Source organism: Winslowiella toletana (assembly GCF_017875465.1).
In the GTDB taxonomy this organism is placed as follows: domain Bacteria; phylum Pseudomonadota; class Gammaproteobacteria; order Enterobacterales; family Enterobacteriaceae; genus Erwinia; species Erwinia toletana.
In genome coordinates this window covers 4,654,373-4,668,452 of record NZ_JAGGMQ010000001.1, presented here as the reverse complement: position 1 = coordinate 4,668,452, position 14,080 = coordinate 4,654,373, and the positions used below count along the sequence as shown (strand labels likewise).

13 protein-coding genes are annotated in these 14,080 nt (G+C 48.7%); 7 read left to right on the top strand and 6 right to left on the bottom strand.

Translation table 11 applies throughout. The annotated features are described in order from the left end of the window. The first annotated feature begins 116 nt into the window (after nucleotides 1-116). Nucleotides 117-1,064, top strand: a complete 948-nt coding sequence (gene prs, locus J2125_RS21915; protein WP_085939527.1) for a ribose-phosphate diphosphokinase — start codon at nucleotides 117-119, stop codon at nucleotides 1,062-1,064. A 133-nt stretch (nucleotides 1,065-1,197) separates the two neighbouring features. Here the strand turns inward: prs and J2125_RS21910 are convergent, their stop codons facing one another. Continuing rightward, nucleotides 1,198-2,091 carry a LysR family transcriptional regulator gene (locus J2125_RS21910; protein WP_017802063.1) on the bottom strand — a complete coding sequence of 298 codons (894 nt, stop codon included), beginning with the start codon at nucleotides 2,089-2,091 and terminating at the stop codon, nucleotides 1,198-1,200. Nucleotides 2,092-2,194: 103 nt separating this feature from the next. On the opposite strand from J2125_RS21910, the gene J2125_RS21905 reads away from it, so the two are divergent. Next, nucleotides 2,195-3,685 carry an MFS transporter gene (locus tag J2125_RS21905; RefSeq protein WP_017802062.1) on the top strand — a complete coding sequence of 497 codons (1,491 nt, stop codon included), beginning with the start codon at nucleotides 2,195-2,197 and terminating at the stop codon, nucleotides 3,683-3,685. Between the two features lie 67 nt (nucleotides 3,686-3,752). Here the strand turns inward: J2125_RS21905 and ychH are convergent, their stop codons facing one another. Further along, nucleotides 3,753-4,031: a stress-induced protein YchH gene (gene ychH / locus J2125_RS21900; RefSeq protein WP_017802061.1), complete on the bottom strand. Its 279-nt coding sequence runs from the start codon at nucleotides 4,029-4,031 to the stop codon at nucleotides 3,753-3,755. Nucleotides 4,032-4,309: 278 nt separating this feature from the next. On the opposite strand from ychH, the gene pth reads away from it, so the two are divergent. Beyond that, nucleotides 4,310-4,897, top strand: coding sequence for an aminoacyl-tRNA hydrolase (gene pth, locus J2125_RS21895; protein ID WP_017802060.1), 588 nt, complete (start codon nucleotides 4,310-4,312; stop codon nucleotides 4,895-4,897). A gap of 61 nt (nucleotides 4,898-4,958) precedes the next feature. Here pth and J2125_RS21890 read toward each other — a convergent pair whose 3' ends face one another. Next, nucleotides 4,959-6,437 (bottom strand): SulP family inorganic anion transporter, encoded by a 1,479-nt coding sequence (locus J2125_RS21890; protein WP_017802059.1) that lies wholly within the window; start codon nucleotides 6,435-6,437, stop codon nucleotides 4,959-4,961. A gap of 238 nt (nucleotides 6,438-6,675) precedes the next feature. On the opposite strand from J2125_RS21890, the gene ychF reads away from it, so the two are divergent. Continuing rightward, a complete protein-coding gene (gene ychF / locus J2125_RS21885; protein ID WP_017802058.1) occupies nucleotides 6,676-7,767 on the top strand; it encodes a redox-regulated ATPase YchF in 1,092 nt (363 codons plus the stop codon). Between the two features lie 186 nt (nucleotides 7,768-7,953). On the opposite strand, the gene J2125_RS21880 is transcribed toward ychF, so the two are convergent. Continuing rightward, nucleotides 7,954-9,213, bottom strand: a complete 1,260-nt coding sequence (locus J2125_RS21880) for a phthiocerol/phthiodiolone dimycocerosyl transferase family protein (RefSeq protein WP_026111829.1) — start codon at nucleotides 9,211-9,213, stop codon at nucleotides 7,954-7,956. A gap of 1,187 nt (nucleotides 9,214-10,400) precedes the next feature. Between J2125_RS21880 and J2125_RS25225 the strand changes: the two genes are divergently transcribed. Together J2125_RS25225 and J2125_RS25220 are read left to right on the top strand one after the other, a co-directional pair. After that, on the top strand, nucleotides 10,401-10,619 hold the full coding sequence (locus J2125_RS25225) for a type 2 periplasmic-binding domain-containing protein (RefSeq protein ID WP_338063266.1): 219 nt from the start codon (nucleotides 10,401-10,403) through the stop codon (nucleotides 10,617-10,619). Beyond that, the gene (locus J2125_RS25220) at nucleotides 10,619-10,861 is read left to right on the top strand and encodes a LysR substrate-binding domain-containing protein (RefSeq protein WP_338063267.1); all 243 of its coding nucleotides are present in this window, start codon (nucleotides 10,619-10,621) and stop codon (nucleotides 10,859-10,861) included. The genes J2125_RS25225 and J2125_RS25220 overlap by 1 nt, the downstream gene beginning before the upstream one ends. A 467-nt stretch (nucleotides 10,862-11,328) precedes the next feature. Here the strand turns inward: J2125_RS25220 and J2125_RS21870 are convergent, their stop codons facing one another. Next, nucleotides 11,329-12,948 (bottom strand): hypothetical protein, encoded by a 1,620-nt coding sequence (locus J2125_RS21870; RefSeq protein WP_157819456.1) that lies wholly within the window; start codon nucleotides 12,946-12,948, stop codon nucleotides 11,329-11,331. Nucleotides 12,949-13,134: 186 nt separating this feature from the next. On the opposite strand from J2125_RS21870, the gene J2125_RS21865 reads away from it, so the two are divergent. After that, nucleotides 13,135-13,335: an RNA polymerase sigma factor gene (locus J2125_RS21865; protein WP_017802053.1), complete on the top strand. Its 201-nt coding sequence runs from the start codon at nucleotides 13,135-13,137 to the stop codon at nucleotides 13,333-13,335. A gap of 213 nt (nucleotides 13,336-13,548) precedes the next feature. Here J2125_RS21865 and J2125_RS21860 read toward each other — a convergent pair whose 3' ends face one another. Then, on the bottom strand, nucleotides 13,549-13,758 hold the full coding sequence (locus tag J2125_RS21860; RefSeq protein ID WP_026111828.1) for a glycine zipper 2TM domain-containing protein: 210 nt from the start codon (nucleotides 13,756-13,758) through the stop codon (nucleotides 13,549-13,551). Nucleotides 13,759-14,080: the final 322 nt, after the last annotated feature.

The window sequence follows — 14,080 nt, the reverse complement described above, 5'->3', positions numbered from 1 at the left end:
CCTGACACTGCATGTGGCGCATTAACATACCCGTATGAAACAGCTGTAATATTGTGGCGCCCGTAGCCAATTACAGTTATGTTCATTCTCTGGACGCAAAGCCTGAGGTTCTTCTCGTGCCTGATATGAAGCTTTTTGCTGGTAACGCTACGCCGGAACTAGCACAACGTATTGCCAACCGCCTTTACACCAGCCTGGGAGACGCCGCTGTCGGTCGTTTCAGTGATGGTGAAGTCAGTGTACAAATTAATGAAAATGTACGCGGTGGTGATATTTTCATCATCCAGTCCACCTGTGCCCCAACCAACGATAACCTGATGGAACTGGTTGTAATGGTTGACGCGCTGCGTCGTGCTTCCGCTGGTCGTATTACTGCTGTTATTCCCTATTTTGGTTATGCGCGTCAGGACCGTCGTGTCCGCTCAGCGCGTGTGCCGATCACCGCGAAAGTGGTTGCGGATTTCCTTTCCAGCGTTGGCGTTGACCGTGTTCTGACCGTGGACCTGCATGCAGAACAGATTCAGGGATTCTTTGATGTCCCGGTTGATAACGTGTTTGGTAGCCCGATTCTGCTTGAAGATATGTTGCAGATCGGTCTGGTCAATCCGATTGTGGTTTCTCCGGATATCGGCGGCGTGGTGCGTGCTCGTGCTATCGCTAAACTGCTGAACGATACCGATATGGCGATTATCGATAAGCGCCGTCCACGCGCCAACGTGTCTCAGGTGATGCATATCATCGGTGACGTGGCGGGCCGTGACTGTGTGCTGGTTGATGATATGATCGATACTGGCGGTACGCTGTGTAAAGCAGCGGAAGCGCTGAAAGAACGCGGTGCAAAACGTGTGTTTGCCTATGCCACGCACCCGATTTTCTCTGGCAACGCGGTGGAAAACCTGCGCAACTCGGTGATTGACGAAGTTGTGGTATGTGACACCATCCCGCTGCCGGAAGAGATCAAAGCCCTGCCAAACGTGCGTACCCTTACGCTGTCTGGCATGCTGGCCGAAGCGATTCGCCGTATCAGCAATGAAGAATCCATCTCTGCGATGTTTGAACACTAAGCATCTGACAGAGCGCAAAAAGCCGGGCTTGCCCGGCTTTTTTTATAGTCTTTACCCGACGTTTAACCGGACGCCAATGGGATTACTTGTTACAGGTAAAAACTAAATATTGGCTGCAAATTCTTTTAGCTATTTAGTCCCCCAGCAGATGATTCTGATGGATAAAATCAATAAATACCCGCAACTTAGGCAAAAGATGTCGATTACCCGGCCAAAGTAACGAAAACTGCCCACCGCCACTGGTTGTGTCATCCAGTACGGTAACCAGCGTTCCGGTTTTAAGCTCCTGCGCCACAGCAAAATCCGGCACCGACACCACGCCCAGCCCGCTTACTGCCGCCGAAATCATCGCTTCCAGATTGGTAAATACCAGCTTTTCCGGCAGCGGCTCATGCAGTGCGTCGCTAAACAGCCAGGGCTGTACTGCGCCCGTGGCGCTAAAGCGATAGCGTAAGCAGGCATGGTGCATCAGTTCAGCCGCAGAGTGCGGTACGCCATGTCGCGCCAGATAAGCGGGCGATGCCACCAGCAGCAAACGGTAGCTGCCGAGCCGCTTTACCCGCAGCTGCGAATCGTCAAAGCTGCCGCTGCGCACCACCACATCGACACCTTCAGCAATCACATCCACCAGCCGATCGCTAAAATCAAGATCCAGCTCGATATCCTGATATTTTTCGATAAATTCTGGCAACAGCGGCAGCAGCATACGGTAACCAATCGCAGGCAAACTGACGCGCAATCGGCCGCTTGGCTTTGCCGTTACCCGCGACAGTTCATGTTGCGCCTCCTCGATCTCAGCGACAATCCGCCGCGCACGCTCATAAAACAGCGCTCCTTCATCGGTCAGGCTGATACTACGGGTACTGCGATTAAGCAGGCTGACGCCGAGACTGTTCTCCAGCCGCGCCACACTTTTACCAACCGCCGATGCCGACACGCCAAGACGTTCCGATGCGGCAATAAAACTGCCGGTTTCCACGGCCTTTACCAGCGCGGTTAACCCGCTAAGACTCTCAAGTGCGTTCATTGCGGAGTTTTTGTCCTTTCAGTCACGAACTACGGCCTGTTTTTAACGATAGCCGGTCATTTTATCCTGCCATCCTCGCACAGGTTAACCACGGACGCACGCTATGAGCACGCTTATTATTGAACAGACCAGCCCGCGCTGGACCTTACTGGCGGTTTGCACTGCCGCGATGATCCTGCCACTCAGCTTTACCGGAGGCGTGATTGCGACTCCGGCGATTGCACAGGAGTTAGGTGGTTCGCCGCTGGCGCTTAGCTGGATCACCAATGCTTTCATGCTGACTTTTGGCAGCCTGCTGATGGCCGCCGGTTCACTGGCAGACCATCTGGGACGAAAACGCCTGTTCCTCAGTGGCGTGGGACTCTTTACCCTGACTTCACTGATCATTGGTCTGGCGCCGAATGTGTTAATCCTCGACTTACTGCGCGCCCTGCAAGGCATAGCCGCCGCCTGCGCGCTGGCAGGTGGTGCGGCAGCGCTGGCCGATAGCTGGAGCGGCGCGGCGCAGGCACGCGCCTTCAGCCTGCTGGGAACCAGCTTCGGCGTCGGCATTGCCGGTGGCCCGGTGGTCGCGGGATTACTGATCGATCATGGCGGCTGGCGCAGCGTGTTTCTGCTACCCGCATTGCTGGGCGGCACTGCTGCGTTAATCAGTTACTGGCGGATGCGCGAATCGCGCGCCTCACAACGTACCGTGATCGATACTGGCGGCATTATCACCTTCAGCCTGGCGCTGACCGCCTTTACCTGGGGCATCCTGCAGTTCAGCGAAGACGGCTGGCGCCATCCGCTGGTGATCGCCCTGCTCGCCTGTGCCCTGCTGTTTTCCCTGCTGTTTATGGTTATCGAACTGAAAAGTCGTCAGCCAATGCTGGATCTGACGCTGTTTCGCTATCGCCGTTTTCTTGGCATCCAGCTGCTGCCGATCGCCACCTGCTACTGCTTTGTCGTGTTACTGGCGCTGCTGCCGGTACGATTTATGGGGATTGATGGCTACAGCACGCTGACTACCGGACTGTTGATGCTGCCGATTTCAGCGCCGATCCTCGTGGTGCCGAGCCTGGCCGTAACCCTGACCCGCTGGTTTTCCCCTGCCACGCTGGCCAGCAGCGGCCTGGTGATTGCTGCCGGCGGTCTGTTATTGCTGAGTCAGCTGGATAGCAGCACGGATCTGCCGCTGCAACTGCTGGCGATGCTGATTATTGGTTGCGGTAGTGGTCTGCCATGGGGTCTGATGGATGGTTTGTCGGTTAGTGTGGTGCCGGAAGAGCGCGCCGGAATGGCGACCGGTATTTTCAGCACCATCCGCGTGGCGGGAGAAGGCGTGGCGCTGGCACTGGTGACCAGCCTGTTAACGGTACTGATAGCCGCCCCGCTGACAGCGTTACTGCCGGAGGAGAGCGCCCGCCACGCAGCGCAGTACCTCGCTGCGGGCTATCTGACGGTAGTCGCACATTCGCTACAGCTACCGGTTGCCGCGCTGCAACAGATCTGGCTACAGGCGTTTAATCAGTTACTGTTGCTGTTAATGGCGATTACCCTGCTGTGCGCGCTGCTGGTGCAGATTAGTCTGCGCCATAAAGTTTCACAGTAACGCTAAAATGTATGCCAGTAAAAAGGGCGGCAACGTTGCCGCCCCGCAGTATATACCGAAGTTGTAACTATGAATGGCGATGGCTGTCACGACGGCAACGTTTGTCGCCACAGTGACGCAGCCAGTAATAGCGGTCGGCGACTTTTTCCCGCCCGCTCAGGCTTGCTCCCGCCAGCCACAGCAACGCGCCAATAAAGATGCTGAATATTGCGCCATGCGCCATATACTGCGGTAGATGCAGCTGTGGCAGCTGGTTCAGAATGGAGTAACCCACGCCAACCACCATGGTGAGCAAGCCCAGTATCATCAGGCCATTCCCGGCAAAACTCGCGTGTTTACGTTTCATCTGTCACCTCCACTACCTGCGTAAAGCGGCAATAGCACAAATTGCCTGGTTGCCATAAGTTTAGGAAATGACCGGCCATTTCGTTGCGGGGTTGATCACAATATGCGCTTAATTTTGACAATTCTTTACGTCTAACAGCCTGAATTTCGATAGAAAATGTATTATCGCGACACTGAACTATTACGCATGTAGCGGAGTGGCGCGGGATTTTTGTGTTCTGCTGGTCAGCACAGTAAACTATCGCCCTTTGCTTAAGCACTTATCAGGAACCCACCACCGTGAGCAGCATTAAACTGATTGTTGGCCTTGCCAACCCTGGCGCTGAATACGCCGCAACCCGCCATAACGCAGGCGCCTGGTACGTCGACCTGCTGGCTGAGCGTCACAATCAGTCGCTAAAAGAAGAGAGCAAATTTTACGGCTACACTGCGCGCCTGAATATCGGCGGTGAAGATGTGCGCCTGCTGGTGCCAACCACCTTTATGAATCTGAGTGGCAAAGCGGTAGCGGCTATGGCGACCTTTTATCGTATTACGCCAGAAGAGATTCTGGTGGCGCATGATGAACTGGATCTGCCGCCGGGTGTGGCGAAGTTTAAACAGGGTGGCGGCCACGGTGGCCATAATGGCTTAAAAGATATTATCAGCAAGCTGGGCAACAGCCAGGATTTCCACCGTTTACGTATCGGCATCGGTCATCCGGGCGATCGTAATAAAGTGGTGGGTTTTGTGCTGGGCAAACCGCAGGCCGCGGAGCAGAAGCTGATTGATGATGCCGTCGATGAAGCCGTGCGCTGCACCGAAGTGTGGCTGAAAGAAGATCGCCTGAAGGCGATGAACCGCCTGCATACCTTTAAAGCCGAATAACCGGCTGGCGGCGCCTTCCCCCGTGAGTGACGAGGGAAGGCCGGGATGGGGGAGCAGCGACTCAGGCGTCGTCGGCAGCCACCTTATAATTCGGATCGTCCAGTTCATGCATGCAATAAGGCCCGGCCTTACGCAGCAGACTGATACAATCCTCACTCAGATGGCGTAAGCGCAAGCTTTTCCCTGCCTGCTGGTAGCGCGCACTGAGTTTATCAATGGCTTCCACACCGCTGGAATCCATTACCCGGGTACGGGCAAAATCAATCACCACATTTTGCGGATCGTTTTCCACAGTAAACAACTCAGCAAAAGCACTGGCGGAACCGAAAAACAGCGGCCCTTCCAGCTGATACGTTTTGCTGTCACCCTCTTGCTGCTGGTGCAGAATGGTAATCCGCGCATGCTGCCAGGCAAACACCAGCGCCGAGATAATCACCCCGCAAATCACCGCCATCGCCAGGTCGGTAAAAATCGTCACCAGCGTCACGGCAATCATCACCACCGCATCGGCTTTTGGCATTCGCTTCAGACGGCGAATCGAACTCCATTCGAAAGTCTTAATGCAGACCACAAACATAATCCCCGCCAGCGCCGCCACCGGCAGCAGCGCAATGTATTGCGACAGGCTGACAACAAACAGAATCAGCAGAATGGCGCCGACCGCATTGGAAATGCGCCCGCGTCCGCCAGAGGTAAAGTTGATAATCGACTGGCCTATCATCGCGCAGCCAGCGAAGCTGCCAAAGAAGCCGCAGAGAGTATTGCCGATACCCTGCGCCACACACTCTTTATTACCTGCGCCCTTCTTACTGCCCATCTCATCAAGCACCGCCAGCGTAAGCAGCGACTCAATCAGCCCGACCAGCGCAATAATTACCGAATAAGGCAGAACAATTTTCAGCGTTTCCCAGCTTAACGGCGCATCCGGCAGATGGAACATCGGTAAACTACCGGAAATATCCGCCAGATCGCCGACGCGTTTAGTATCGAGATGGAAACCGATGGCAATGGCGCTAATCGCAATCAGCGCCGCCAGTGAACCGGGGATAATTTTGCTGAATTTAGGAAACAGCCAGACAATCAGCATCGCCAGCGCCACCAGCGCGTACATCATCGGTCCCTGATCTTTAATCATCGGCAGCTGCGCCAGCATAATCACAATCGCCAGCCCGTTCACAAAACCAAATATCGCCGGTTGCGGCACCAGGCGAATAAATTTACCCAGCCGCAGGACGCCAATCGCCACCTGCAACACCCCGGCCAGAATCGAGGCCAGCAGCACATACTCATAACCATGCTGATTAATCAGGCTGATTAACACCACAACAATTGATCCTGCAGCGCCTGAAATCATCCCGGGTTTTCCGCCGAAAAATGCGGTGACCAGACCGAGAATAAAGGCGGTATGCAGGCCGATAGTCGGCGAAAGGCCCGCCAGCAGCGAAAAGGCGGTGGCTTCCGGGATCAGCGCCACGGCGACAACAGAGCCTGCCAGCACATCATTTTTGACGTCGGCGGCCCTGAGATTCAGGTTAAACATAGATTTTTCACTTATTATTGATAGCAGGTGACTGAAAACAGCGAGTGCCTTGCAACTGAGCGATTCGGCCACAAGTATCGGAAAATCAGATCGCGATCACAAGTCTTTACTTAGCGTTCAGGGTGAAATCGCCGCCATACCGGTAATAATTACGTGTATAATGCCGGAAGTTTTTTCTATGTCATTATTGAGGTATTTTTAAATACCTTGATTATCAAGCTATTAAGGTGATTCAAACATGGGATTCAAATGCGGTATCGTGGGCCTGCCTAACGTGGGTAAATCCACTCTGTTCAATGCGTTGACCAAAGCGGGAATTGAAGCAGCGAACTTCCCGTTCTGCACCATTGAGCCGAATACCGGCGTGGTGCCAATGCCAGACTTACGTCTTGACCAGCTGTCGGCCATCGTTAAGCCACAGCGCGTGGTGCCGACTACCATGGAATTTGTTGATATCGCGGGTCTGGTAAAAGGCGCGTCAAAAGGCGAAGGCCTTGGCAACCAGTTCCTGACCAATATTCGTGAAACCGAAGCCATCGGCCATGTAGTGCGCTGCTTTGAAAACGACAATATTATCCACGTAGCGGGCAAAGTTGACCCGGCGGAAGATATTGACGTGATCAATACCGAGCTGGCGCTGTCGGATCTCGACACCTGTGAACGTGCATTGCAACGCGTCCAGAAGAAAGCGAAAGGCGGCGATAAAGACGCGAAAACCGAACAGGCTGCGCTGGAAAAATGTCTGCCGCATCTGTCCGAAGCGGGCATGCTGCGTTCACTGAAACTGGATGCTGACGAACTGGCCGCTATCCGTTACCTGAGCTTCCTGACGCTGAAGCCGACCATGTATATCGCTAACGTCAACGAAGACGGTTTTGAAAATAACCCGTACCTCGATCAGGTGCGTGCGATTGCAGAGAAAGAAGGTTCAGTCGTGGTGGCGATTTGCGCCGCAGTGGAATCAGATATCGCTGAACTGGATGATGCAGACCGTGAAGAGTTTATGGCGGAGCTGGGTCTGGAAGAGCCAGGCCTGAACCGCGTGATTCGCGCCGGTTATGCGCTGCTGAACTTGCAGACTTACTTCACCGCAGGTGTGAAAGAAGTGCGTGCCTGGACCATTCCGGTTGGCGCCACTGCCCCGCAGGCGGCCGGTAAAATCCATACCGATTTCGAAAAAGGCTTTATCCGCGCGCAGACCATCGCTTTTGATGACTTTATCGCCTATAAGGGCGAGCAAGGCGCGAAAGAAGCCGGCAAAATGCGTTCAGAAGGGAAAGATTATATCGTTAAAGATGGCGATATCATGAATTTCCTGTTCAACGTCTGACCGGTTTTGTATTTTTCATAAGGCTTCGATGAAGCCTTATGATTCATCACAACCAGCTAAAACTCTGCCGGCTCTATGACTTATCGGTAGAAAAAAGTGACGCCTGAATTAAAAACCCTGGCACAGAAATCATGCGTTACTGAGCAGATGTTTACTGGCTTTCTATATCAGGCGTCATTCTTTACTTCATCCGTGCACCTGGAGCTCCGTAATACCTGTCGCTACAGTGAGTGCATTTTTAGCATGCTCTAAAAAATCAGAAATTGGTTGATAAGAAGTATGAATCAGATGAATGCAATTATTGATCGTTGCTACACCAATAGTTTGTTCACCTTCAGTACCCAGTAAAACACTCGGCCCCCACAGGGATTCCAGAGTTAAATTGCCAATTTTCTTATTAAATGGGAGCACACCCAGATTTGATATAAGAACATCAGCAGCAGAGCATTCCCGGTCAAACTTGATCATTTCACTGAGGCCATGATTATTCATTAATGGCTCAACAAGTTCGATCAAGGCCGCCATTCCGGATTTTTTTCGATAGGCGTCAAGGTCCTCAGTAACCGCTCGGGCAATATGCCAAAAGTCCTCAGAGGTTCCAGCTTCGTAGTGATAAGTGGGAAACAGCGCCATAAAACTGAGTCCATAGTCCAGACCAGAATATTTCCTCGCATCGATGGGTGTACAGATACGAACGGGTCTGTCAGGCCAGGCAGGTGATTTATAGAATGCCATAACGAAAGCGGCTGACAACGCCCCGTGAACGGTTGTATTCTCCTTTTTAGCTCGATCCCGGATGCGGTTGGAAAGCTCAGGTGAAAGCTGTTGTCGCGAGATATTAAGTCTGGCTAAGCTTCTTTCTGTGTAAGGGACAGGCTCTGCAGCAAGCACTGGCATATTGATGTCACCCGCACATTCTGTATCTAATGAACATGCATCTTCAATTGAAGGTAGTAAAGCCAGGTCAGGCAGAATCGTTCCCGTCAGCGTCTCAAGAATATCATGAATAAAATGTGTCAGAGACTTTCCATCGGCGATCGCATGGTGTGCGGTGATAATAATAACGCAGCGATCTTCACTATAGAGAAGTGCGGCTTTTAACAAAGCAACATCGCCTGTGCCGAATGGCGCCGAGAATTCTCTTTTAATTTCATTTTCAACAGACACGATTTTATTCAGGTGAGCGATACGCAGCGGGATGTCGATAGCCTGGCCATGGAAAAAATGCAGTCGACCATCTTTGCCGGTATCAACTCTGGCGTTGATCAGTGGATGCCGTGATTGAACTTTTTTAAGCGCTGCTGACCATTCATCTAACGTCGTACTGCCTCCCACCTCAGCAGACATCGTAAAATGCTTAGGACTGGTAGTGTCGCTCTGCCATGCATAGTTTTCAAGCGCACCAAGAGCACGAAGAGTTGATTCTTTGTGTGATATATTTTCCATTTACCTATCCAAAATTAATGTTTATGAGAAAAAGTCAAACAACTATTCATTTAAATAATTGACATCTACGCAATAAACACCTCCATTTTAACTTCAACAGAAATTAATTTGGCGAAAGGTTCCACACACTATTCTGCAACAGAATATGCCAGAATTTATCTTTAAGTATTAGCCACCAACGTTAAAGCCAGTACATCACTATAATGGACTCGTTACTTTTCAAATAACAATCACACTTTCCTGCTGAAAAATCCATTCAGTAAGGGAAATATTTTAAATTGACAGCATTGCGGCCCTGATCCACGGCGAGAAGCAAAATAACAGCATCCTCTCCTCACCGGACATAAAAGAGACTGGCATATCACCGCCTTAAATAACATGCTGAAATATATATCCTTCTAAACCATAGCGCCTCCACCATTGACATTCAATAGTTTTATACGTTTTTATTTATCATTTAACTCTTAATTTAATGCAAGCAGTTTCGCTGGTTTCTGCAGTTTTATCTGAAGCAAGATTTTCGCTGCTCGAAGAAAAAACCAAACCATATTCATTGAATAATAAACTGTCTTACTGAATGAAAATCCAGCAATGAATTTATATATTACAAAAAGTAAAAAAACATCACCATCGATGATACCTGCATGGCACTTTTCCTAAAAAACACCATAAATCGACAGCATACTGACAGTCTTCTGTTTTGCTATACCACTCAGAGAATCCAGACATACAACATCCTTATTGATAATGCAGAACAGCGTTAAAAACAAATAATGACAGGAAATCATTATTTCATTACGTTATTAGTATCCACGCAAGTAAATATGCCAGCCCTCTGGACAAGGTTAACAATATATTAATTAATAGTTCAAAAAATGTGTGAATTCAATTAAATCTTAAAATTATTTTTTATTACTTTTTAACGACGTTCACTACAGGGCCTTTCGATCATGTTGTGGTCAATGATGAGCGTTATGGCGTCTGCCCGACAAGCAGCTTTACATGAGAATAAACAGTGCTGATTCTGCAATGTTGCAGAGTCATCCCTTCTTTTACAGCCACATACTTTCCGTCGACGATGGCGGGGACTACGGAAAGCTCACCGTTCTGAACGGGATCAACGTCACCACAGTCGGGTCGATCTTGTTCAGGAAGGATTTGATTGTGTTATCCGATTTGGGCCAGTTGTGGATGAAACCCTTATTGCGCGCCCCCTTGGGCAACTGCGAATGATAAATGTGGCAAGCCCTGAATATCTAAAACGCCATGGCATACCCCACGCGATTAACGATCTGATTAATCAAAAACATCAGATGGTTCATTACACACGACATTTGGCTCCAGACTTGCAGGATGGGAGTATCCCGAAGACGGTGGATATTCATCGATTCGGCTGTCTGGCGTGATGCAGGTTAACCGTGTTCAGACTTATCATGAGGCCGCTCTGGCAGGTATTGGTTTAATCCAGGCGGGTCACTGGGCACTAAGACACCATCCCGAACGAGGTACGCTGACAGAAATCTTGCCCGACCTGCGGCCGTCGCCTCTCACCGCATCACTTGTTGTCGCTCATCGGCGTAACCTTTCCTGTCGGGTACGTGTATTCACCAACTGGATTGAAACTGTACTGAAGCCCTGGTTAGATTGATGAAATGACAACCGGATTGTACAGGGCAGATCGTTGGTGTACATTGACTGGCGCTTCGCATCCATGCAGAACTGTATAAACTTACGGGCGGCCTCCTGCTTCGGACTGCCATGTGGAATGGTTAAGCCATCAATATTGTACAACCCTTGACCCCATGCGATGGAGGCTGGGTTACCGGCGTCAATGGCGGTCTGAGCACGGGTGCTTCAGATCCAGTTCACCGCTTTGCAGCATCTGCCAGTGGCTGAGGCTGGGTGGAGGGCAGCCTGTAAGAAAATGCGAAAAGTGTTTGTTCTGTGTCAGATTAACCAACTTATGAAACATTTATTTAAATAAGGTTTGCGAGCTCTAATCCTTTTCATGTTCTGACAGAACAAATATAAGCATAGAACTCAACACCAGCGATCTATCTATAAAGTAATTATTACCGCCGACTTAGATTATCCGCGAGCAGGATTGCGCGAGTATTACTTACACCGTTTAACATCTAAATTATACTCATCCGGTGAGACATCGCGCATGATATCCATTTTCTGACTTTGATTAAGTTTTAAAAATTTATTAATATATTCGCCTGCTAAAGATTCCAGCACTGAAATACACCCATTATCATGGACGCTAATTTCTTTGTGGAGTCCATAATGCATTATATGAAAGTTAATTTTTTTAAGAGAATCATAAATCGTTTCTTTAACACCCTGAACAGGCGAAACTTCAAGATTCTTACTTGTAAACTTTTTCGCCAAAAAATAAGACTTTAGTATTTTTTCTAATGGACGGAGCGGATTACAATATTCAGCATTTATTTTACCTTCGTCTACCGATCGGTTATAGCTTCGTATTGCTAATGCAAGATTGACTTCCCTTACTGTAAGATCAGATGGAATATAATTTTCAAATGGTGTTTTGAATTCGAAGTACCATATATTCCTTATATTTTGACAATCAATGTAATAATTAACCAGTGGTTCGAGTAAGTTATAGTTTACCGATTCCTGCTGCCTTAAGGTCAGTACAATACCAAACATTGCAATATACAGCCCATCCTCTCCAGATTGCCTGTCGCTAAGCAGCTCAATGATTCTTGTAAAATTACCAGCAGTACCATTTATTAACCTTCCTTTGTTAATATCGCTATACAACTGCTCACGCATGCAGTAGCTCAAAAAAACCTGATTATCATGCCCCCATAACGCTCTTGTATCATGCTGCTTAAGATAATTCACCGGGTCCTGCTGTTGTATTAAACGCAAAAAGTACTCTCTGCATGCTATATAATCATTATCATCTTCAATCGCTGAAAGATCAGCCCCAGCCTTTTCATGCAGAACAGTGTTATTAATAAAATCCGATGCTTTATTTTGAATAGCCAAATCATATAATGAAAGTTTCATGGGACTTTCACCCGCACCTTTTCTCAGGTGAAATATAACCCGACAAGCCAGCAGAATTGTATAAATTTTAGAAGCATAACATTCAGCTGACTTCTCTTTTAAGAAAACGGCCTCTCTGCAAAAATCTTCTTTCAGTTTTATTATTGAACTGACTTTCGGGAAGGAACGCTTATCAAGTCTGGCTAAATATACTGATAAGCTGCTTGCCAGCTTTCTATTTTCCAGTACATTGACAACTTCCTCTTTGATTATTTTCCTGGCATGTAATAAAAGCGCATCAACTGATATCGGCTTTGTAAAATCGCCCCCTGACATTCGGTGAAAATAATTAACGAAAGGGCTGGCGTTTTTATTTGCCATTTCAGATGCCAGATTAATAAAGAAAACATAAGTAAATAAATTAAAGAAGCTATTTGATGCCTGCGCAGGCGCTGTGGTTGAATAAACAGGAATATTTGCCAGAACAGAAAGAAGATTCTCCAGCCTTGATAAAACCCCTGACAGATAATTTTTTTCGCCATCAGTTATCTCTAACCGTTGCTGCAGGCGTGCTGAAAAATCCTGGTAGTAAATTTGTTTTTGATAAAAGGTTCTTGATTCAGAAAGTGCACGTTTTCGGCTTTGATCATGGAACAAATCAAGAACAGTCGCCAACTCATCTATGAAAGAATAGAACCTTGGAGTTTTATACATAAACAGCCCCACAGCTATTTTTAAAAGTGTATCTTATTGATTATTATACATTAAAAAAGAAGACAACAAAATCCACCCGCCTCCTCAAATTTCCGGTATAACCATTCAGCATCTCCAGGCACAATCAGTCTTGTTCAGCATACAGGCGAACATAGTATTCATCAGAGACGAACACCAGGAGAACATATGTTTGGTATTGGCATTCAAAAAACTATTAACCGTGGCAGCCTGAAAAACATGCCTCGCCGCGATCAGGACGCTTTACTGCAATACGTGTATGATCAAGGGTATTCAGTTAAAGAGATCAGCAATGAGTACGCTATTCCTGTGCAAACGCTGTATACCAGAATCACAGCACACCGTGGTCGTGGGCCGCTGCCTGCTTAATAAATTACTGTCAGACCTCTGACACCGCAGACTATGCAGCTTAACAAAGCCCCGCACCAGGGCGCGGGTAATAACAAAAAATCCACGCAATTGCGTGGATTTTTATTTTATAATACTTTCTGCTGGTGCGGCATAAAATAACTACGAAGGTGAGTATACTCTACCAGTTTCAACGCCATCGTTCAGGCAGGCAAAACTGATAACACGCTGAAATTAGCGGCTTACCTCATGTCCAATCAGGCCGCCGATCGCCGCGCCGCCCAGGGTGCCAAAGGTGCTGCCGCCGGTTAATACCGCGCCGCCGACGGCGCCGACACCCGCCCCGATGGCGGTATTCCGGCCACGATGGGACATCCCGCATGCTGAAACAGAAAGCGTGACCAGTAAAACAATAGCAACAGTACAACTGCGTTTTAAAAGCATCAAAAACCCCATCACCATTAATATTAATGGAATGTAATAGCGCAAACAGGATTGTATTTTTACACGCCAACTCCATGGCGTCTGGCCATTTCCTTCGCGGCAAATTTACTGTGTTTTCGCTTCTTTCAACAGGTAAAAATTCCTGGTTTAGTGCGACGCCATTAAAGATTTTAAAATGTTTACTGCTGATGCTTTTACCAGCAGTTTTGATTCAATCGTCTGCCCCGTCAAAGCCCGCGTTTTTCACCACAACCCGCGGTTGACTCACGCCCTTCCCGCTAAACTGGGCCGTTATAATTGCATTACCATTCATGCACCTTAA

Excerpts from the sequence above, each read along its gene's own strand:
- J2125_RS21910 (WP_017802063.1), bottom strand. The coding sequence starts at position 2,091 with ATGAACGCACTTGAGAGTCTTAGCGGGTTAACCGCGCTGGTAAAGGCC.
- J2125_RS21905 (WP_017802062.1), top strand. The coding sequence starts at position 2,195 with ATGAGCACGCTTATTATTGAACAGACCAGCCCGCGCTGGACCTTACTG.
- ychH (WP_017802061.1), bottom strand. The coding sequence starts at position 4,031 with ATGAAACGTAAACACGCGAGTTTTGCCGGGAATGGCCTGATGATACTG.
- J2125_RS21890 (WP_017802059.1), bottom strand. The coding sequence starts at position 6,437 with ATGTTTAACCTGAATCTCAGGGCCGCCGACGTCAAAAATGATGTGCTG.
- ychF (WP_017802058.1), top strand. The coding sequence starts at position 6,676 with ATGGGATTCAAATGCGGTATCGTGGGCCTGCCTAACGTGGGTAAATCC.
- J2125_RS21880 (WP_026111829.1), bottom strand. The coding sequence starts at position 9,213 with ATGGAAAATATATCACACAAAGAATCAACTCTTCGTGCTCTTGGTGCG.
- J2125_RS25220 (WP_338063267.1), top strand. The coding sequence starts at position 10,619 with ATGCAGGTTAACCGTGTTCAGACTTATCATGAGGCCGCTCTGGCAGGT.
- J2125_RS21870 (WP_157819456.1), bottom strand. The coding sequence starts at position 12,948 with ATGTATAAAACTCCAAGGTTCTATTCTTTCATAGATGAGTTGGCGACT.
- J2125_RS21865 (WP_017802053.1), top strand. The coding sequence starts at position 13,135 with ATGTTTGGTATTGGCATTCAAAAAACTATTAACCGTGGCAGCCTGAAA.
- J2125_RS21860 (WP_026111828.1), bottom strand. The coding sequence starts at position 13,758 with ATGCTTTTAAAACGCAGTTGTACTGTTGCTATTGTTTTACTGGTCACG.